Origin of the sequence: Mesorhizobium loti R88b, assembly GCF_013170845.1 — a bacterium.
Classification (GTDB): domain Bacteria; phylum Pseudomonadota; class Alphaproteobacteria; order Rhizobiales; family Rhizobiaceae; genus Mesorhizobium; species Mesorhizobium loti_B.
This window is the reverse complement of sequence record NZ_CP033367.1, coordinates 3,366,209-3,384,011: the sequence shown is the minus strand read 5'-3', so window position 1 is coordinate 3,384,011 and position 17,803 is coordinate 3,366,209. Positions and strand designations below refer to the sequence as shown.

Sequence of the window (17,803 nt, the reverse complement as noted above, 5' to 3'; positions counted from 1 at the left end):
AACTCTCTGAAAGGAAACACAATGTCGAAAGTCTGGTTGATTACCGGCAGCGCCCGCGGACTCGGGCGCGATATCACTGAAGCGGCTCTTGCCGCCGGCAACAGCGTCGTGGCGACGGCCCGCGATACCGGTCGCCTGGCCGATCTCGAAGTCCGCTACCCTGGGCAGCTGCGCGGCTTTGCGCTTGATGTCACCGACCCCGCCGCCGCGCAGGCCTCCGTCGACTTCGCGATCAAGACGTTCGGCCGCCTCGATGTGCTCGTCAACAATGCCGGCTTCGGCCATATCAGCCCCTTCGAGCAGACCGAAGCGGCGGATTTCCGGGCGCAGATCGACACCAATTTCTACGGCGTCGTCAACCTCGCCCGCGCCGCTATTCCCGCCATGCGTTCCCAGCGCTCGGGCCATATTATCAACATCTCCTCGGTCGGCGGGCGCGTCGGCACGGCGGGGCTGAGCGCCTACCAGGCGGCAAAATGGGCGGTGGGCGGCTTCACCGAGGTCCTGGCGCTGGAACTCGCCCCCTTCGGCGTCAAGGTCATCTCGGTCGAACCCGGCGGCATGCGCACCGACTGGGGAGCCACCGCCCTGGCCAACGCGCCGGCCTTGCTGCCCGATTATGAGCCAACCGTCGGCGCGGTGCTCGGCATGCTCAAGGCCTATGTCGGCAATGCCATCGGCGACCCGCGCAAGGTTGCCGATGTCGTCGTCGATCTCGCCACGCGTGATACCTTGCCCGCCCACCTGATACTCGGCAGCGACGCCTTACATGTTTTTGGCCAGGCGGAAGCAGCACGCCAGCAAGCGGCGAAGGAATGGGTGCCGGTCAGCACCTCCATCGACATCGAGGGTGTCGACCTGTCGTTCCTTTCCCAGGAGGCGCAATCATGAGCGCCTGGACAACGCATGACATCCCGCCCCAGCAGGGACGCAAGGCGGTCATCACTGGCGCGACCGGCGGTCTCGGCTACGAGACCGCGCTGGCGCTGGCCAAGGCCGGCGCCGACGTGCTGATGACCGGACGCAACGAAGCCAAGGGCCGGGATGCGCTGGCCCGGGTCCGAGCGGCCGTCCCCGGTGCCGCTGTTCGCTATGCCCATCTCGACCTTGCCGACCTCGCCTCGGTCGAAGCCTTCGCCGATAGGCTCGCCGGCGACTGGAACGCCATCGACCTGCTGGTCAACAATGCCGGCGTGATGACCCCGCCGACCCGCCATGAAACCATCGACGGTTTCGAACTGCAGTTCGGCACCAACTATCTCGGCCACTTCGCCTTGACCGGGCGCCTGCTGCCGATGCTGCGCAAGGGTCGGCAAACGCGCGTCGTCAATCTCAGCAGCGGCGCCCATCGCATCCAGGCGGCGATCCATTTCGATGACCTGCAATGGCAAAAGCGCTACAGGCCCTGGGCCGCCTACGCCCAGTCCAAGCTTGCCATGATCCTGTTTGCCTTCGAACTGCAGCGCCGCAGCGATGCCAAGGACTGGGGCCTGCTGAGCAATGCAGCGCATCCCGGCTACGCCCTCACCGACCTGCAGACCAGCGGCCCGCGCCTCGGCCGCGCAGGCGGGTCATCGCCATTCGATTGGCTTGGCGTGCTGCTGGCGCCGGTTATATCCCAATCTGCCGCCGAGGGTGCGCTGCCGACGTTGTTCGCCGCAACCGCACCCGATGCCAAACCGGGCGGCTATTACGGCCCGCAAGGCCTGTTCGAAATGAAAGGCGCCGTCGGCGAGGCAAGGATCGGCAAGCGCGCGCAAGACAACGCTGTTGCTGCCCGGCTTTGGGATGTCTCGCAGGATTTGACCGGCGTGAGGTGGCCGGGCGGAGCTTGACGGCAGCGCCTGCTCGGGCGCGCGGCGCCAAGCGCGGCTCAGCTCATCAGCCAGCCCCCGGCCCGGTCGAGAAACGCGTCGCGCTGCCCGACCGCCGCCGGTGTGCCAACCCCAAACGCCGCGGTCAGCGTCGCGATGTTCGATGCGATGAGATCGGCGAAGCGCTTCATGTTTCGCTTGTCGAGGCCGGCGAGCTGCTGCGCCAACGACCCTCCTATATCGGCCGTATAGCCCGCCCGCATACGCTTGCGCGCGGCGGCACTATCGATGCCGAGCGCCTGCAGGAAGGCTGAAAAGTCGTCGGCGGAAATTGCTTCCAGTCGGTCCGCCGAACCGATCCTGTAGGCAAGCTCATCGGTCAGGTTGGCGTCGAGTCGCGTCGGCAGGAGGTCATAGCGTGGTGCCATTCGGATGCGCCCTCGTGCCTCGTGATACAGCGCGAAATTCTTGGCGTGGCCATCGGTATTGCCGATCATCAGGTCGAACAGGGTGGCTCTGACGAATATCTCCTTGGCATCCGACGGATCCGCTGTCGCCTCCAGCACACGGCGAATGGCCGGCGCGTCGAAGCGCCGGCCGGGCGTACCACGCCGTTCGTATTTCAGCGCCGCCGGGAAGCCGAGTGCCTGGGCGAAGTCCTCCTGATGGATACGCACGATCCGGCCGTCGCGGGTACGCGCGCGGTCGAAGCGGGTGATCAGAAGAGCTCCGACCGCGTCGAACGGCACGACCACGGCGTCAGTCGTCTCGAAGCCAAGCGCTCGCGACAGCGAGAGCGCCTCGGCCTCATCGCGGGCATCGTGCAGATGCCCCTGATCGGGAACCTTCAATATGTGCGTGGTCGGCGCGCCCGAACCTGGTCGTGGTTCGCCAAAGGAGCCGTCGGGCAGCATGGTCAGCGCGATCTTGCTTTGCACCCCGGCCAGCGGAGACGGATCGGCAGTGCCATCCGGCAGGCGACGACGGCGATGCAGCGCATCGACGATCTGCTCCATCCGCTCCCCTCCGACCGGTATGTAGTCACGGCCATAATCACCGGGCAGCTTGACTGAAGGCGCACCCGCAGGCAGCACAGACAGGGCGCCGGCGCAGTCCTTGCCGAGATGGAACAACAGACCGGCAATGTCGTCGCGGGCGAGACCCTCGCGGGCCATGATGTCGGCCAGTGCCGCGTCACGCTCCTGCAGCAGATTGTCGAAGAACGGCCGGGCCGCAACGTCGCCATAGGGCTCGTCGGTCAACGGCAGCGACAGTGACAAGGCGACTGCATCGGGACTGGTGACATAGTCCGACCGGTAGGCATAGGCGACCGCGCCATTGCTGTCCCGCGCCAGGACGCCGATCGGCTCGACGAACCCGTCGAGCCGGACATCGAGCGACAGCGCGTCCATCAACGTTCCCTGGCGAGAAGCGCGATGCCGGCGGCATTGGCGACCTTCAGCACCTTGCCCAATTCCAGCGTCGGCTTGCCGTTCTCAAGCTCGGACAGGAAACGCCTGCCGACGCCGGCGAGATCGGCGAATTCCTGTTGCGAAAGCCCCCGCCCCTCACGCACCTTGCGCACCAGCCGGCCGAGATCGGCCGGCGATCCGATGGTGGTGAGTTCGGCCTCGGCCCCCTTGGTTCTGATTGGCGTCGTTGCCTGCTCCTTTGCATCGGATTCGAGCATGCGCGGCAGCGTTACCCGAACATCCGGCGAAAAGGCCTTGATCTCCACCCCTTTCACAGGGACGACAACATCTCGCCCGCCTGGAACCGGCACCAGCGGCACGCCGCCATGTTCGGCAAAGCCACTCGGCGTGCCGATATCGGCGTTTCCGGATCGCGCGGCGCGGCGCGCGATTTCTATCGCGCTCGGCGGCGCCATCGTCGGTATGGGCATGGTGGTTTTCTGCATATTTTTTGATCCCGAACGGGAACATAGCAAGTCGGAGAGCGAAATTCAAGCAGGATTGCTCCCGGCCGGGATCAGATAACACAAATCAGATACCGTACGGTAGCATGCCATAAAAGAACGCACTACACAGAGCGCTCTGTTCCCGGACGGGAGCAGACTTCTGTCGCGCGCGTTTGAGACTGGCTTGTCGGATCACCGCGCCCCATACCTCGCCAGTGCGTGCTCGATCAGCACGTCGATGACTTGGCTGTAGCCTATGCCGATCGCTGCCAGCGCCTTGGCGTACATGGAAATGTCGGTGAAGCCGGGCAGCGTATTGACCTCGTTGACCAGCAGCGAACCGTCGGCGCGCAGGAAGAAGTCGACGCGCGCCATGGCCTCGCAGCCGAGTGCCCGGAAAGCCTGCGTGGCCATCGCCTTGGTCTCGGAAACGATTTCAGCCGGAACATCGGCGGGCACTTTGACCACGGCACCGTCGGCGTCGAGATACTTCGCCTCATAGGTGTAGAAACCATGCTTGCCGGCCGGGATGATCTCCCCGGGCGGCGACACCGTCAGCGAGCCATCACCCCGCTCCAGCACCGAGCACTCGATCTCGCGGCCGGCGACGAATTCCTCCACCAGCAACTTGCTGTCGTGCCGGAACGCCGCCTCGACGGCTGTGGCGAAACCGGCGCTGTCGGCAGCCTTGCTGACCCCGAAGGACGAACCCTGGCGCGCCGGCTTGACGAAGACCGGCAGGCCGAGCCGTGCCGCGATATCCTCGAAGGCAACGGGCTCGCCGCGTCGCAAGGTGACCGAGCGGGCAACGGCAAGGCCGGCCTCGCGCATCAGCCGCTTGGCCGCATCCTTGTCCATGGCGGCGGCCGACGCCAGGATGCCGCAGCCGACATAGGCGACATCGGCAACCTCGGCATAGCCCTGCACCGAACCGTCCTCGCCGAACGGCCCGTGCAGCACGGGAAAGACGACATCGACGGGGTCAGGCTGTTGGCCACCCCTGGTGACAGCCACCAGCCGGCCCTTGCCGCCGGGCAGCAAGGCGACCTCGATGCCATCTCCGGATACCGGCGCCCCTGCCCCGTCGCCGCCAGCCTCGGACGACTTTTGCAGCAGCCATCTGCCATCCCTGGTGATGGCGATCGGCACCACCTCATAGCGCGTCCGGTCGATCGCTATAAGCACATTGGCGGCCGACAGCCGCGACACGTCATGCTCGGCCGAGCGCCCGCCATAGAGGATGGCTACCCTTGTTTTTTCAGTCATTGAAACCCCTCGAAATCAAACGGTGACGGCAATACCGCGATTGGCAAAGAAACGATCGAAATCGGCTGGCGCCAACACTGCGTTGGCCTGTGTGGCGCTGTTGTGGCCGGAGGGATTGTGGAAGCGCAAACCCTCATCCGACGCCGCCGTCACCAGCACCAGATGGCCGCCCTTGGACGGCGGCGCGCGCTCGGGCCAGCGGATCGCGCTGCTGACCGAAGCGATGAAGAACCGGGACCGCTCCAGGATCGCCGGAATGTCCGCTGTCGCGACATCAGTCATCACCTGCGCCTCCAGGCCGAATTCCGCCTTCACGAAGGTGACGAAGGGCGCGTAGATCAGGCCCTTGATCGAACCTTCATTGACGACATAGCCGCCATAGCCAGTGCAGCGCCTGGCCAGTTCGATCGTCGGCACGATCTCGCCACGTGTGGCGAGGATCATTTTCAGGCACGCCATGCCGCAGACGTTGGCGGCCCAGACCGCGTATTCGTCGAGCGTTTCCGCGCCCGACCCTCGCCACAGCGGATCGCATCGGAGCGCGACATCGGCGCCGTCGGCGAGCACAGCCAGCGTCATGTCGGGCGTCTCCCACTGGCTGAAAAACGGCACGGTTTCAGGCAACGGGTTCATAGAACGCCTCGGGCTGCTCACATCAATCTCGTATACGAGAATACGAGATTGATGAAAAGTGGCTTAAGCCCGTCGAAATTTGATGGTGCCGTGGCCCCGCCTACTCGGCCTTCGTCCAGCCGAAGACCTGCCAGGCGTATTTCGATTTTTCGTAGGGTTCGACCGTGTAGGTCATCTGCATATCGCCGTCCTTGGCGTAGATGTCGAGCCTCGGCGCCGTTTCGAGCTCGAGCCATAGCGAGCTCTTTTTGAAGGACCAGGTTCCGCACCAGACGCAAGGCCCCGATGTCGGGTCGCCCGGCTGGTGGAAATTGTAGCGGCCGTCCGCGGTGATCTCAAGATAGTCGAACGCGCCGTAAAACGCCGTCAGCGTCTGCTGGAACTCGGTGGCCGCCGCTTCCTGTTCCGGCGTCGGCGCATCGGTCATGTCGCGCGGCTGCCGGATGGCCGAGCCGCTCAGTTTCCATTTGCCGAAAAAGTCCTTCTCGGTCGGAAGATACTCCTCCTGAGCCTGCGCCGAGGAAATATAAGCAACAGATGATATGCCGGGCAGACCCGTGGCCCCGGCCGCAAGTAGAAGCGCGGAAGCACAGATCGCCCTGATTGAGTTTTGCATGAAAAATAGTCCTCGACGATAAGGTAATGGATCTCGGTTCGGGAGTTCTATTGAGCAATTTTTGGCGCGCGTTGCCTCGTTGCCGATTCTCGCCGCCATTTGAACGGTTAGCATTGGCGCCACCAATCTGGCAACGCAACGCACCATGCACCGCAAAGTCCGGCCGCCGGGGTCTCACCTTGCAAACGAAAGCCCGCCGGGAGGGGGATCCGGCGGGCTTTGGGAAAGCTGATTTCCAGCTTTCAGATGTCTGACGGGGGATCAGACGCAACGATAACCTTTCTTGACCGCAGAGGTTCCACCCGAAACAAAAGAATGCCGGCGGCTCGGTAGAATCCAAACGTTGGCAGCGATTTCTGTTCGCGGGACCGCGTCGCACCGGAACCTTCCACTGCCGACCGAGTTTTGTGGCGCGGTCGGGAGGACTTGAATTGGACAGTTTTCAGAGGCTCGAAGCACTGCTCGATAGCGCCGGCGGCGATGACATCGACGAAGCGAACGCCTTGCTGCGCCGGTTCAAGGGCAAATCGCAGGAAGTTGCCACAGCCATCGACGAGTTCATGCTCGACTTCAAGACATTGGTCTTCGTTGTCGAGACCGGTGAGGAAGGGTCCCAGAAATCGCTACGCGAGTTGGCGCGCGTCAGGCTTTCCAATCTCAGGCAGCTCTTGAACGTGGCGGCATAGGGACACCGGCCCCGGCGCCGGCCTTACCCCTTCAGCAGCGCCGCCAGCCGTGGAATGCCCTCGGTCACCGCGCGGCGGTCGGCCAGCGTGAAGGACAGCCGCAGCGTGTTGCGCCCGGTGCCGTCGGCATAGAAGGCCTTGCCGGGCACGAAGGCGACGCGCGCCTCCTTCACCGAGCGTGCCAGGAGTTCGGTGGCGTCAGCCCCTTCCGGCAGCGTCGCCCAGACGAACATGCCGCCTTCCGGGCGGCTCCAGGTCACACCCTCCGGCATGTTTGCCTCAAGTGCCGCGAGCAGGCCGTCGCGGCGCTCGCGATAAGCGCCGATCAGCTTGTCGACCTGGCCGTCGAACACGGCTTCGGCGACGCGGTGCATGACCAGTTGGTTGATCGACGGGCTGTGCAGGTCGGACGCCTGCTTCATCAGCACCAGTTTTTCCACCACGTGGCGCGGCGCGCAGACCCAGCCGACGCGCATGCCCGGCGACACGATTTTCGAGAACGAGCCGCAATAGAGCGTGCGCGCCTTGTCGATGCCGCCGGAGCGCGCACAGTCGAGCGCCAGGATCGGCGGCACGCCTTCGCCGTCATAGCGCAGCGCCCGATAGGCGGCGTCCTCGATGACGGCGATGTCGAGTTCGCCGGCAAGGTCGAGCACCGCTTCGCGCTGTTTTTTATCCAGCGTGTTGCCGGTCGGGTTGGCGAAATCGGGCACCAGATAGGCGAACTTGACCTTGCCTCCATTGGAAGCAGCCGCAGCGCGATAGGCATCGGGCGTCATGTTGCCGCCTTCGGGCCGCAGCCGGTCATAGCGCGGCTCATAGGCGTTGAAGGCCTGCAGCGCGCCGAGATAGGTCGGCCATGTCACCAGTGCGGTGTCGCCTGGCGACAGGAACAGTTTGCCCAGATAATCCAGCGCCTGCTGCGAGCCTGAGGTGATGAAGATGTTGCCCTCATCGCAGGCGACACCGAGCTTGCCCATCTGCCCGGCCAACCACCGCCGCAGCGGCAGGTAGCCTTCCGAAACCTGGTACTGCAGCGCCGCCCCCGCCTCGGCTCCACCCAGCACCTCGGCATAGGCATCGCGGATCGCCTCGGCCGGAAACAGCGCCGGATCGGGAATACCACCGGCGAACGAAATGATGTCCGGCTGGTCGAGCAGCTTCAGCAGTTCGCGGATTTCGGAGGCTTTCATGCGCGACGAGCGCGAAGCCAAGAGGTTCAAAAGGGTCAAGTCACGCCTCCCCAGTCGATCTATATAGGTCAACCTGGCTGACCTATATCCGCTTTGTCAGGCAATTTGAATAGTGCCTGAAAGCCTTCCGCTATACGCCAGTTGCCACTGAGCGGGAACGGAGTTGTATCTAGAGGCTCTTCTTGTAACCGAGATGGCTGCCGGTGAAGCCAAGGCTCTCATAGAAACGGTGCGCATCCGCCCGCCCCTTGTCGGTGGTCAGTTGGACAAGGCTGCAGCCACGCGCCCGACATTGATCGATCGCCCATTCGAACATCAACCGGCCAATGCCGCCCGAGCGCCGATGGCCGGCGACCCGAACCGCTTCGATCTGCCCGCGCCAGGCACCCTTGCGCGATAGCCCGGCAAGGAAGGTGATCTGCAACGTGCCGATCACCTCGCCGCCATCCACGGCCACCGCCAGCAACTGGTTGGGGTCCGCATCGATGGCGCCGAAGGCATCGACATAGCCTTGCCCCAGCGGCAAGGAGGTGTCCTCGCGGGCGGCACCGAGCGGATCGTCGGCCAGCATGGCGACGATGGCTGGCAGGTCGGAGGCTTGCGCCTTGCGGAAGGTGATCATGGTGCCGAGATAGCGCGAGGCGCCAGCCGGGGCAACGTGCCACTTGAGCCGGACGCGATCGGCTGCGATCATGCCCGTCCCACCATCTCACAAGAGGGCCGGCATGCATGCCAAGAAACCGCTCTACCGCAAAGTGAACACCCGAACCCGCCTGGTTCTTCATGACCGTGGCGGCGAGTACAGATGGTCGAGAAACACAGGCCGCGAAGACCGGACCAACCGGGGTTCGATGCATGGCGGACACCACCGTGGTCTGGATTACACGCCGCTATTCAAATTCCTGCTGTCGCGTCTCGGCGACGACTGGGCCGCGGTCTACAGCGAGGCGGTGGCACGCCTGGACCGCGCCGACCCGATCTTCTGGATGGTCGCGCGCAGCGAGGCCGAAAGGAAGCCGTTCATCAGGGTCGGCGAAAGTTCCTACTACAGCGGCCTCTATGTCGACGGTGACAACCGCCTTGCGCGCGTCGATCCCGACTTGCGGGTCGAGGATATGGAGCCATCCTGTTCCTGCTGTACCCACACATTCAACGGGTTGCCATTCACCAGAGCCTTCAGGCCCTTTGCTTGAAATGCAACGTAGCTGGCGGGAGCCAGCTTCAACGCAGCCGATCGCGTGCCTGCATCAGCGCAAACCCCAGCAGGTTCTCGCCTCGCCACAAAAGCGGGTTTGCCGCCTTCTTGTCGTCGGCGGCGAGACCGATGCCCCACACCCGATCCATCGGGCTTGCCTCGACCAGGATCTGCTCACCGGTCGAAAGCAGATAGTCTCGCAAGGTCGCATGCTGCCGGAACTTCTCAAAGCTTCCCTCGCCAACGATGCGCCGCTTCTCGGCGTCCCATCTGGCTTCGTCGAAGCCGCGCACTTGCCGGCCGAACTGTTTTGCCTGCTTGGGGCTTCCCGCCTGCAGGATCTGCGCCGCCGTATCGTCGTCGCCGAACAGCCGCGCCTTCTCAGCCATCATCCAGTGTTCAGCGGTTGGATAGCTGCGGCCAGCTACGGTGAACCGGGCCGGCCACCACTGGCTGAAGCAGGACGCGGTGATGCTGCCATCCCTGGAGGGCTGATGTCCCCAGAAGAACAGAAACTTGAGCCGGGACTTTGCCCGGAAGGCATCTTCGAGTGTCGAGCGATCGTAGATCATGGGCGCGACAGAACAGAGCCGGCTGGCAGCTTGTCAATACTGATCCATGCTGTGTCGGCAGCGGCAAGGGTGCACCTTCCTTCTCGCCTTGCGGGAGAAGGTGGATCGGCGCGCGGCGCCGAGACGGATGAGGGGTGTTCCAGCGGAGTGAGACGTTGGCTTTCCCTGGAGCACCCCTCATCCGACCTCGCTTCGCGAGGCCACCCCCGGGCGGAGCCAACGGCCTCGCCCGCCCTTCAGGCCCCACAGGGAGAGAAGGAAGAGGCGCTACTTATCCTCGCCCTCATACACCGCCTGCGCCTCCATCAGCGCGCGATCCAACCTTTCACCCTCGGCATACCCAGCCAGATTCCCCGGCCGCTCTATACCGGGCAGCAGCCTCGGGCACGGCTCGGCGGCGCCAATCACCATGCGCACCGGGATGACGCCGGCCCAGACCGGATGGCCGTAATCCTCCTCGTCGTCGGCGACGCCCTTGGCCCGCACCTTGGCCGATGCTTCCTCGATGCGCATGCCGATGACCGTCGTCGCCTTGGCTTCCTGCGCCGAGATCGGCCGCAAGGTCTCGCTGCGGCCGGGATAGAAACGGTCGACGACGCCAGCGAGCGCCTTCAGCTTCTCTTCCGGTTCATCGACGATCCGCGCCGTCCCAAAACACATCGCCGAGCGGTAATTGGCGGAATGGTTGAAACCCGAGCGTGCCAGCACCAACCCGTCGAGATGCGATACGGTGAGACAGGCCGGCGTGCCGCCGCGCAACTGCCGCAGCATGCGGCTGGCGGACGAGCCGTGCCAGTACAGCATGTCGCCCTCGCGCCAGTGGATGGTCGGCGTGCAATAGGGCTGGCCGTCGAACGTGTAGGCGACATGGCACAGCAATCCGGCATCCAGCACCGCGAAGACGGCCGCGTGGTCGTAGCTGCCGCGCTCATGCAGGCGCTTGACCCGGTTGCGGCTGGTGGTTGGAAAGCTGGCGGCGACGTCGTTCACGGCTTGCATCCTCGGTTGTTGTCCGCCAACCATGCGCTGTGATATTGGTCGACAAAAGGACCAATCTAATGGATAAAAATCAGACCAATTTTCCGGATTGGTCGGCGCTGATCCCGGTCCTGCCGGGTGATGGCCCGCGCAGCCGCGAGCTTTACGCGGCACTGCGGCGGCTGATCGAGACCGGCGCGCTCGCCGCCGGGACCAAGCTGCCGACCACCCGCGACCTGGCAGGGCGCTTCGGCCTGTCGCGCTCGGCCGCGGTCGCCTGCTTCGAAATGCTGATCTCGGAAGGCTTTGCAACAGCCAAGGTCGGCGCCGGCACCTTCGTCGCGCCGGATGTGCCGTATCTGCCGATGACGCTCACCAAGGCGCGTCCGGCGGAGACCGATGTCGCCGCCTCCCTGCCTTGCGGCCTTGGCGTGGCGGTGTCGGACCCGCGCACGCTTGATGTGTTCCGCATCCTGTTGTCGCGCAACCTAGCCCGTCCCGGGCCGGAGCATTTCCGCTATGGCGATCCGCGCGGCGGCATTGGCCTGCGCACCGCGATTGCCGCGTATCTGCGAACGGCGCGCGGCGTGCGCTGCGATGCCGGCCAGATCGTGCTGACCTCGGGCACGCAGCAGGGGCTGGACCTTCTGGTGCGCGCCGCCATCCGGCCCGGTGACGCCGTGTGGATCGAGAATCCCTGCTATCCGATGGCGCATGCAGCACTTGCCGGCAGCGGCGCCAGGACCGTCGCCGTGCCGATCGACGAGGAAGGGCTCGATCCCGAGATCGGCGAGCGTCTCTGCCCAAAGGCACGCGCCGCCTATGTCACGCCCTCCCATCAATATCCGCTCGGCGTGACGATGACGATGCGCCGCCGCCTTGCCTTGCTCGACTGGGCGCGGCGCAACGATGCCTGGATCATCGAGGACGATTATGACAGCGAGTTCCGCTACGCCGGCCCGCCGCTGACCTCGCTGCAAGGCATGGATGGCGCGAACCGCGTCGCCTATCTCGGCACGTTCTCGAAGGTGCTCTTCCCCGGCCTGCGCATCGGCTATGTCGTTGTACCCGAAGCGCTGCTCGACGCCGTCATGGCGGTCCGGGCACGCTCCGACCGCTACCCCTCGACGCTGGCCGAAGGCGCGCTGACCGATCTCTTGAACGAAGGCCACTTCGCCGCGCATCTGAGACGCGTGCGCCGCCGCGTGCAAGCCGCGCGCGATGTGCTGGTGGCTGGCCTCGAGGCGCATTGTGGCGATGCGCTCGACGTGACGGTTCCCGAACAGGGGCTGCATCTGATGGCGATGCTGAAAGGTGCGGGACCAGATACGGCGATCGTCGAAGCGGCGAAAGCGGTGGGCGTCGGCGCCCGGGCACTGTCCTCAATGTTCATCGACGGCCCGCCTCGCAATGGCCTGGTGCTGGGTTTCTCAGGATTCTCGGGCGAGGAATTGATGGCGGCGACTGTGCGGTTGGGTGAGGTGATGCGGTAGCCTCCCTTGCCGCGGCCGGAACACATTCCATTTGATTGGACACATCGCGCGAACCGGTGCCTATTGTACACGCGGGGGGATGCGGACAACCGAGGAGCATCCCATGATTGCGCTGAAGGTGAATGGACAGGATCGCAGCGTCGATGTTCCCGACGACATGCCCCTGCTCTGGGTGTTGCGCGACGTCATCGGCCTGACCGGCACCAAGTTCGGCTGCGGCATCGCCCAGTGTGGCGCCTGCACGGTGCAGCTCGACGGCCAGCCGGTGCGGTCCTGTGTCCTGCCCGTGGCGTCTGTCGGCACGCGGCATGTCACCACGGTCGAGGCGATCGGCGCGACGCCCTCGGGCAAGAAGGTGCAGCAGGCCTGGCTCGACCTCGAGGTCATCCAGTGCGGCTATTGCCAGTCCGGCCAGATCATGTCGGCCTCGGCACTGCTGGAGCGTAACCCGAATCCGAGCGACAGCGACATCGATGCGGCCATGTCCGGCAACATCTGCCGATGCGGCACCTACACGCGCATACGAGCGGCGATAAAACAGGCCGCCAAGGCTTGAAGGAGACAGCCAGCATGGGCAAGCCATTCTCCTCCCCGAAAACAATCCTCTCCCCAAAACCAGGCGCCTCGCGCCGGGCCTTCCTGCAAGGCGGCGGCCTCCTGCTGGGCTTTGCCATGCTTGGCGCCGGCATCAGGCCGGTGCTTGCCGCGACCGAGCCTGTCGAGGGTGATGTTTCCGCCGCCTTCGCGCCCGATGCCTTTATCCGCATCGGCACCGACGGCAAGATCACCTTCATCCTGCCCAACATCGAAATGGGACAAGGCACGCATACCGGCGAAGCCACGCTGATCGCCGAGGAACTCGAAGTCGGCCTCGACCAGGTGAGCGTCGTCGACGCGCCGCCCAACGACAAGCTCTATGCCACAGCCGCGCTTGGCGGTCAGGCGACGGGCGGTTCCACCTCGATGCGCGCCACCTGGGAATCGCTGCGCAAGGCGGGCGCCACGGCGCGCATGATGCTGATTTCCGCGGCGGCCGCGCAATGGTCGGTTCCGGTATCGGAATGTGCCGCCAAACTGGGTGTGGTCACCCATCAGCCGACTGGGAAGCAGCTTGCCTATGGCGCGCTTGCCGATGCGGCGGGCAAGCAGCCCGTGCCAACCGACGTAAAACTCAAGGACCCCAAGGATTTCGAACTGATCGGCAAATCGCTGCGCCGGGTCGACACATCAGGCAAGGTCAATGGCGCGGTGGTCTACGGCATCGATGTGCGCGTGCCCGACATGAAGGTGGCGACCGTGGCCGCCTGCCCGGTCTTCGGCGGCACACTGGCGGATGTCGACGACAAGGCGGCGCGCGCCATTCCCGGCGTGCGCGACATCGTGCGGCTGCCCAATGCGGTCGCCGTCATTGGCGATCATTTCTGGGCCGCCAAGAAGGGACTGGCGGCGCTCGACATCACCTGGAACGACGGCGCCAATGCCAGGCTCGGCAGCGCCGACATCATGGCCGCCCTGAAGACAGCATCAGCGCACAAGACGCCGATCATGGCCCGCAAGGAAGGCGACGTCGAAGGCAAGCTGAAAGCAGCATCGAAGACGGTCGAGGCCGCCTATGAATTGCCGTTCCTCGCCCATGCGCCGATGGAGCCGATCAACTGCGTCGTGCATGTGCGCGCCGACGAATGCGAGATCTGGGTCGGCACGCAGGTGCCGACCCAGGCGCAAAGCTGGGCCGCGCAGGTCACCGGCTTCCCGCTCGACAAGATCATCGTCCACAATCATCTGATCGGCGGTGGTTTTGGCCGCCGCCTGGTCGCCGAATCCGTCGGCCAGGCCGTGGCGATCGCCAAACAGGTCAGCTATCCGGTCAAGGTCATCTGGACCCGAGAGGAGGACATCCAGCACGACCTCTACCGGCCAGCCTACTACGATCGTATCTCCGCCGGCCTCGGCCCGGACGGGTTGCCGACGGTCTGGATCGACCACGTCGCCGGCGGCTCGGTGCTCGGCAACTACATTCCCGGCGGCTGGCCGGACGACAAGCTCGACGACGACGCCGTCGAGAGCGCCGTCAAGCCGCCTTACGACTTGCCTGTCATCCAGGTTGACTGGGTGCGCCAGGATCCGCCGGTGCCGATCACCTGGTGGCGCGGCGTTGGCCCCACGCACAATGTCTTCGTCGTCGAAAGCTTCATGGACGAACTTGCCCGTGCGGCGGGCAAGGATCCCGTCGAATATCGCCGGGCGCTGACGAAGAACCAGCCGCGCGCGGCGGGCGTGCTGGAGCTGGTGGCCGAAAAATCCGGCTGGGGCTCGCCCATGCCGGCCGGCTCCGGACGCGGCATCTCCTTGCACGATGCCTTCGGCAGCTACATGGCGGCGGTGCTGGAAATCTCGGTCTCGCCGGCCGGTGAGATCACGCTGCACCGGGCCGTGGTGGCTGTCGATTGCGGCATCGCCATCAATCCCAACACGGTCGAGGCGCAGATCGAGGGCGGGCTGATCTTCGGCCTTTCCGCCGCGCTCTACAGCGGCATCACCTTCACCAACGGCCGCGTCGACCAGAGCAATTTTCACGACTACCGCATCCTGCGCAACAACGAGGCGCCTGCCATAGAGGTCTATCACGTCAAGAGCCTGGAATCGCCGGGGGGCATCGGCGAGACGGCGACAGTCTCGGCTGCCCCTGCCCTTGCCAATGCGATCTTCGCCGCGACGGGCAAGCGCCTGCGCAGCCTGCCCATCGACCGCAACCAGTTGAAGAGCGACGGCACCGACAAGACCAGCGTATCGATGATGCCGCCGCTGAGCGTGCCCGCGCTGGCGGCGTTGGCCGTGATCGAAGAGCCCGGTGAATCCGCATCCGAGGCAGCGTGACCATGAAACGGCTGGGCCTCATCGTTCTCGCCGCCGTGGTGGTCATTGCCGCTGCCGTCGCGGTGTTCCTGTTCAAGCCGGCGTCGCTGCCTGATGTCTCCGTGGCGCAGGCCGCACTGCCAACCGGCCAGGCGCTGATCGATCGCGGCGAGTATCTGGCGCGCGCCGCCGACTGCGTCGCCTGCCACACCACATCAGGCGGCAAGCCCTATGCGGGTGGCCTCGCCTTCAAGCTGCCATTCGGCACGCTCTATTCGCCCAACATCACGCCCGACAAGGAAACCGGCATCGGCAACTGGAGCGATGCCGAGTTCGTTCGGGCCCTGCATCAGGGCATAGACGACCAGGGCAAAAATCTTTACCCGGCCTTCCCCTATGCCGCCTATGCGCGGATGACGACGGAAGACGCGCTGGCGATCAAGGCCTATCTGTTCAGCCTGCCCCCGGTGCGCGCGGATGCGCCGAAGAACGAACTCGTTTTCCCGTTCAACCAGCGCTACGTCATGCGCTTCTGGAACCTGCTGTTCGTGCCGAGCGGTCCCCTGCAGCCCGACCCGCAGCAGACGGCGGACTGGAACCGTGGCGCCTATCTGGTCGAAGCGATGGCGCATTGCGGCGAATGCCACACGCCGCGCAATCTGTTCTACGCGCTTGACAGCGGCAAGACCTTCGCCGGTGCCGAACTGCAGGGCTGGAAGGCCTACAATATCAGCTCGGACAAACGCACCGGCATCGGCAACTGGAGCGACGAGCAACTGAGCGACTACCTGTCCAAGGGCCATGCCGAAGGGCGCGGCTCGCCGACCGGCAGCATGGGTGAAGCGGTGGATTACAGCCTGCGCCATTTGACGCCCGAAGACATCAAGGCGATCGTCGCCTATGTCAGAACCGTGCCGCCGCAGGTCAGCAGCGACCAGGCGATCGTCGAGGCCGATCCCCCCGCGCTCAAGGCGTCGACCGCCTATGCCCCTTCTCCCGACGCGGCCGCGCAAGGCGGGCTTGGCCTGAAACTGTTCCAGGGCGCCTGCGCCAGCTGCCATGGCTGGAACGGTGAAGGTCTGCAGACACCCTATGCCGCGCTGCGCGGCAGCCGCACGGTCAACGACCCCGACGGGACCAACCTCATCCAGGTCATCCTCAAGGGCGCGCATATGACGACGCCGTCTGGCACGCAGGCCATGCCCGCCTTCGCCAACGCCTATTCGGATGTCGAGATCGCGGCGCTCGGCAATTATGTCCTGGCGCATTTCGGTGGCAAGCAATCAGCCATCACGCCGGCGGATGTGGCGAAGGCGAGGACGCAATGAGGCCTTGAACGCAAGGCGGCGCAACGCGCCGCCTTGTCACCTGGCCGACCGTCTCAGTCGCCGTCAGCCGCGGGCTTGGCCTTGCCGCACTGCGCCAGCACCTTGCCGATCGCGCCGCTCGAGCCCTTCAGCGGAAAACTGATCGCGCCGTATTTGGCTGAACTGACCGAGACATCGCCCTTCGAACGCAACAGGTCGAGCAGCGGATCGGCCTTCGCCAGATTGACCACGAAATAGCCGTACATTTCCTCGAGCTGCAGCGTCCTGGTCACCGTCTTGCCGTCGGCCTTGAAGTCGAAAGCGCCGCTGGCTCCGGGCTCAGTCTGCTGGCCGCTGGAGCCCAGATCATAGCTCAGTATCGGCGTGTCGAAACAGGTCAGCATCAGATACGCGTCACCTTTCGGCCCGCCACAGGCCGAGGCGGTCAGCACCTTGCCGCCCTCGTCTTCCTCCATCTTCGCGCTCCAGCCGCTGCACGAAGCGGCAAAAGCCGGCTGCGCGGCCTGCAAGACCGCCACGGCACCGGCGACGACGAGATATCTTCTCATGACTTCCCCCATTGTCTCTCTGCAAGACCCATTTGCAGCACCCGCCGGCAGCATATAGGAAAAGCTTTCCGCTGGCATTGCCTGTTCGGTCCCGGTCTGGAGAGAGTGGTGTTGAGAGTTCGTCTGTTTCTTTTGACGGTCGCGCTGATGGCCTTGCCGCTCACCGCCCATGCCGAATGGAAGCCGGTCGAGAAGGTCGAGACCTACGCCATTTCAGGTCAGTCCGGACCGGAGCTCTATCGCTCGATCGGCGAGAACGGGCCGAATGTCGGCGTTGGCCGCGCCATCGCCCACACCAATTTCAAGCTGACCTGGACCAGGGATTATCAGGCGCGTGGCGGCGCCTGCGTGCTGGTGTCGGCCAAGCCCAAGCTGATCATCACCTACACCTTGCCCAGCCCCACCTCGCCGCTGCCGTCGGCCGTGCAGAAGAACTGGGAGGTTTTCCTGGCCGGCGTCAGCGCCCACGAAAGGGTGCATGGCGCGACCATTGTCGACATGGTGCGCAAGATCGAGGCGGCGACGGTCGGCCTCACGGTCCCGGATGACCCCAAATGCAGCAAGATCCGCACCGAGATGACCAAACGCTTGTCCGCACTCTCGCAGGCGCAGCGCCAGGCAAGCCGCGATTTCGACCGCGTCGAACTCGGCCAGGGCGGCAATCTGCAGAAGCTCATCCTTGCCCTGGTGAATGGCGGCTGACGACG

Annotated in this window: 19 protein-coding genes; 9 read left to right on the top strand and 10 right to left on the bottom strand. The window is 64.8% G+C overall.

Annotated elements, in window-relative coordinates; genetic code table 11:
• Positions 1-21 precede the first annotated feature (21 nt).
• A complete protein-coding gene (locus tag EB235_RS16500) occupies positions 22-891 on the top strand; it encodes an SDR family NAD(P)-dependent oxidoreductase (RefSeq protein WP_027029951.1) in 870 nt (289 codons plus the stop codon).
• Positions 888-1,835, top strand: coding sequence for an oxidoreductase (locus EB235_RS16495; protein ID WP_027029952.1), 948 nt, complete (start codon positions 888-890; stop codon positions 1,833-1,835). Before EB235_RS16500 ends, EB235_RS16495 begins: the two co-directional genes overlap by 4 nt.
• Positions 1,836-1,873: 38 nt before the next feature.
• Here EB235_RS16495 and EB235_RS16490 read toward each other — a convergent pair whose 3' ends face one another.
• The 5 genes from EB235_RS16490 to EB235_RS16470 form a co-directional block, all read right to left on the bottom strand.
• On the bottom strand, positions 1,874-3,226 hold the full coding sequence (locus EB235_RS16490; protein ID WP_027029953.1) for a HipA domain-containing protein: 1,353 nt from the start codon (positions 3,224-3,226) through the stop codon (positions 1,874-1,876).
• Positions 3,226-3,732 (bottom strand): helix-turn-helix transcriptional regulator, encoded by a 507-nt coding sequence (locus EB235_RS35280; protein WP_080680768.1) that lies wholly within the window; start codon positions 3,730-3,732, stop codon positions 3,226-3,228. Before EB235_RS35280 ends, EB235_RS16490 begins: the two co-directional genes overlap by 1 nt.
• Positions 3,733-3,924: 192 nt before the next feature.
• Entirely contained in the window at positions 3,925-4,998 is a 1,074-nt protein-coding gene (locus tag EB235_RS16480) for a D-alanine--D-alanine ligase family protein (protein ID WP_027029955.1), read from the bottom strand.
• Between the two features lie 15 nt (positions 4,999-5,013).
• On the bottom strand, positions 5,014-5,631 hold the full coding sequence (locus tag EB235_RS16475; RefSeq protein WP_027029956.1) for a C39 family peptidase: 618 nt from the start codon (positions 5,629-5,631) through the stop codon (positions 5,014-5,016).
• 100 nt (positions 5,632-5,731) lie between these two features.
• The gene (locus EB235_RS16470) at positions 5,732-6,247 is read right to left on the bottom strand and encodes a hypothetical protein (protein ID WP_027029957.1); all 516 of its coding nucleotides are present in this window, start codon (positions 6,245-6,247) and stop codon (positions 5,732-5,734) included.
• A 431-nt stretch (positions 6,248-6,678) separates the two neighbouring features.
• Between EB235_RS16470 and EB235_RS16465 the strand changes: the two genes are divergently transcribed.
• Entirely contained in the window at positions 6,679-6,933 is a 255-nt protein-coding gene (locus EB235_RS16465; RefSeq protein WP_245268793.1) for a hypothetical protein, read from the top strand.
• A 23-nt stretch (positions 6,934-6,956) separates the two neighbouring features.
• On the opposite strand, the gene EB235_RS16460 is transcribed toward EB235_RS16465, so the two are convergent.
• Positions 6,957-8,126, bottom strand: a complete 1,170-nt coding sequence (locus EB235_RS16460; protein ID WP_171878176.1) for a PLP-dependent aminotransferase family protein — start codon at positions 8,124-8,126, stop codon at positions 6,957-6,959.
• Positions 8,127-8,295: 169 nt separating this feature from the next.
• On the bottom strand, positions 8,296-8,748 hold the full coding sequence (locus EB235_RS16455) for a GNAT family N-acetyltransferase (RefSeq protein WP_027029960.1): 453 nt from the start codon (positions 8,746-8,748) through the stop codon (positions 8,296-8,298).
• A 103-nt stretch (positions 8,749-8,851) separates the two neighbouring features.
• On the opposite strand from EB235_RS16455, the gene EB235_RS16450 reads away from it, so the two are divergent.
• On the top strand, positions 8,852-9,319 hold the full coding sequence (locus tag EB235_RS16450; protein ID WP_027029961.1) for a hypothetical protein: 468 nt from the start codon (positions 8,852-8,854) through the stop codon (positions 9,317-9,319).
• Between the two features lie 28 nt (positions 9,320-9,347).
• On the opposite strand, the gene EB235_RS16445 is transcribed toward EB235_RS16450, so the two are convergent.
• Together EB235_RS16445 and EB235_RS16440 are read right to left on the bottom strand one after the other, a co-directional pair.
• A complete protein-coding gene (locus EB235_RS16445) occupies positions 9,348-9,893 on the bottom strand; it encodes an NADAR family protein (protein ID WP_051429609.1) in 546 nt (181 codons plus the stop codon).
• Between the two features lie 267 nt (positions 9,894-10,160).
• On the bottom strand, positions 10,161-10,916 hold the full coding sequence (locus EB235_RS16440) for a pyridoxamine 5'-phosphate oxidase family protein (RefSeq protein WP_032925447.1): 756 nt from the start codon (positions 10,914-10,916) through the stop codon (positions 10,161-10,163).
• 35 nt (positions 10,917-10,951) lie between these two features.
• On the opposite strand from EB235_RS16440, the gene EB235_RS16435 reads away from it, so the two are divergent.
• The 4 genes from EB235_RS16435 to EB235_RS16420 all read left to right on the top strand — a co-directional run bounded on the left by EB235_RS16435 (position 10,952) and on the right by EB235_RS16420 (position 16,548).
• On the top strand, positions 10,952-12,364 hold the full coding sequence (locus tag EB235_RS16435) for a PLP-dependent aminotransferase family protein (RefSeq protein ID WP_080680769.1): 1,413 nt from the start codon (positions 10,952-10,954) through the stop codon (positions 12,362-12,364).
• Between the two features lie 103 nt (positions 12,365-12,467).
• Entirely contained in the window at positions 12,468-12,920 is a 453-nt protein-coding gene (locus EB235_RS16430) for a (2Fe-2S)-binding protein (protein WP_027029965.1), read from the top strand.
• 14 nt (positions 12,921-12,934) lie between these two features.
• Positions 12,935-15,241 carry a xanthine dehydrogenase family protein molybdopterin-binding subunit gene (locus EB235_RS16425; protein ID WP_080680770.1) on the top strand — a complete coding sequence of 769 codons (2,307 nt, stop codon included), beginning with the start codon at positions 12,935-12,937 and terminating at the stop codon, positions 15,239-15,241.
• Between the two features lie 2 nt (positions 15,242-15,243).
• A complete protein-coding gene (locus EB235_RS16420; RefSeq protein ID WP_027029966.1) occupies positions 15,244-16,548 on the top strand; it encodes a c-type cytochrome in 1,305 nt (434 codons plus the stop codon).
• Between the two features lie 53 nt (positions 16,549-16,601).
• Here the strand turns inward: EB235_RS16420 and EB235_RS16415 are convergent, their stop codons facing one another.
• Entirely contained in the window at positions 16,602-17,096 is a 495-nt protein-coding gene (locus EB235_RS16415; protein ID WP_245268794.1) for a hypothetical protein, read from the bottom strand.
• A gap of 147 nt (positions 17,097-17,243) precedes the next feature.
• Here EB235_RS16415 and EB235_RS16410 point away from each other — a divergent pair, with 147 nt between their 5' ends.
• Entirely contained in the window at positions 17,244-17,798 is a 555-nt protein-coding gene (locus EB235_RS16410) for a DUF922 domain-containing Zn-dependent protease (RefSeq protein WP_051429846.1), read from the top strand.
• The last annotated feature ends 5 nt before the right edge of the window (positions 17,799-17,803 follow it).

Bases quoted from the DNA above. Each gene is read 5' to 3' on its own strand.
- EB235_RS16500 (WP_027029951.1), top strand. From the start codon at position 22: ATGTCGAAAGTCTGGTTGATTACCGGCAGCGCCCGCGGACTCGGGCGC.
- EB235_RS16495 (WP_027029952.1), top strand. From the start codon at position 888: ATGAGCGCCTGGACAACGCATGACATCCCGCCCCAGCAGGGACGCAAG.
- EB235_RS16490 (WP_027029953.1), bottom strand. From the start codon at position 3,226: ATGGACGCGCTGTCGCTCGATGTCCGGCTCGACGGGTTCGTCGAGCCG.
- EB235_RS35280 (WP_080680768.1), bottom strand. From the start codon at position 3,732: ATGCAGAAAACCACCATGCCCATACCGACGATGGCGCCGCCGAGCGCG.
- EB235_RS16480 (WP_027029955.1), bottom strand. From the start codon at position 4,998: ATGACTGAAAAAACAAGGGTAGCCATCCTCTATGGCGGGCGCTCGGCC.
- EB235_RS16475 (WP_027029956.1), bottom strand. From the start codon at position 5,631: ATGAACCCGTTGCCTGAAACCGTGCCGTTTTTCAGCCAGTGGGAGACG.
- EB235_RS16470 (WP_027029957.1), bottom strand. From the start codon at position 6,247: ATGCAAAACTCAATCAGGGCGATCTGTGCTTCCGCGCTTCTACTTGCG.
- EB235_RS16460 (WP_171878176.1), bottom strand. From the start codon at position 8,126: ATGAAAGCCTCCGAAATCCGCGAACTGCTGAAGCTGCTCGACCAGCCG.
- EB235_RS16455 (WP_027029960.1), bottom strand. From the start codon at position 8,748: ATGATCACCTTCCGCAAGGCGCAAGCCTCCGACCTGCCAGCCATCGTC.
- EB235_RS16450 (WP_027029961.1), top strand. From the start codon at position 8,852: ATGCATGCCAAGAAACCGCTCTACCGCAAAGTGAACACCCGAACCCGC.
- EB235_RS16445 (WP_051429609.1), bottom strand. From the start codon at position 9,893: ATGATCTACGATCGCTCGACACTCGAAGATGCCTTCCGGGCAAAGTCC.
- EB235_RS16440 (WP_032925447.1), bottom strand. From the start codon at position 10,916: ATGGTTGGCGGACAACAACCGAGGATGCAAGCCGTGAACGACGTCGCC.
- EB235_RS16435 (WP_080680769.1), top strand. From the start codon at position 10,952: ATGGATAAAAATCAGACCAATTTTCCGGATTGGTCGGCGCTGATCCCG.
- EB235_RS16430 (WP_027029965.1), top strand. From the start codon at position 12,468: ATGATTGCGCTGAAGGTGAATGGACAGGATCGCAGCGTCGATGTTCCC.
- EB235_RS16425 (WP_080680770.1), top strand. From the start codon at position 12,935: ATGGGCAAGCCATTCTCCTCCCCGAAAACAATCCTCTCCCCAAAACCA.
- EB235_RS16420 (WP_027029966.1), top strand. From the start codon at position 15,244: ATGAAACGGCTGGGCCTCATCGTTCTCGCCGCCGTGGTGGTCATTGCC.
- EB235_RS16415 (WP_245268794.1), bottom strand. From the start codon at position 17,096: ATGAGAAGATATCTCGTCGTCGCCGGTGCCGTGGCGGTCTTGCAGGCC.
- EB235_RS16410 (WP_051429846.1), top strand. From the start codon at position 17,244: ATGGCCTTGCCGCTCACCGCCCATGCCGAATGGAAGCCGGTCGAGAAG.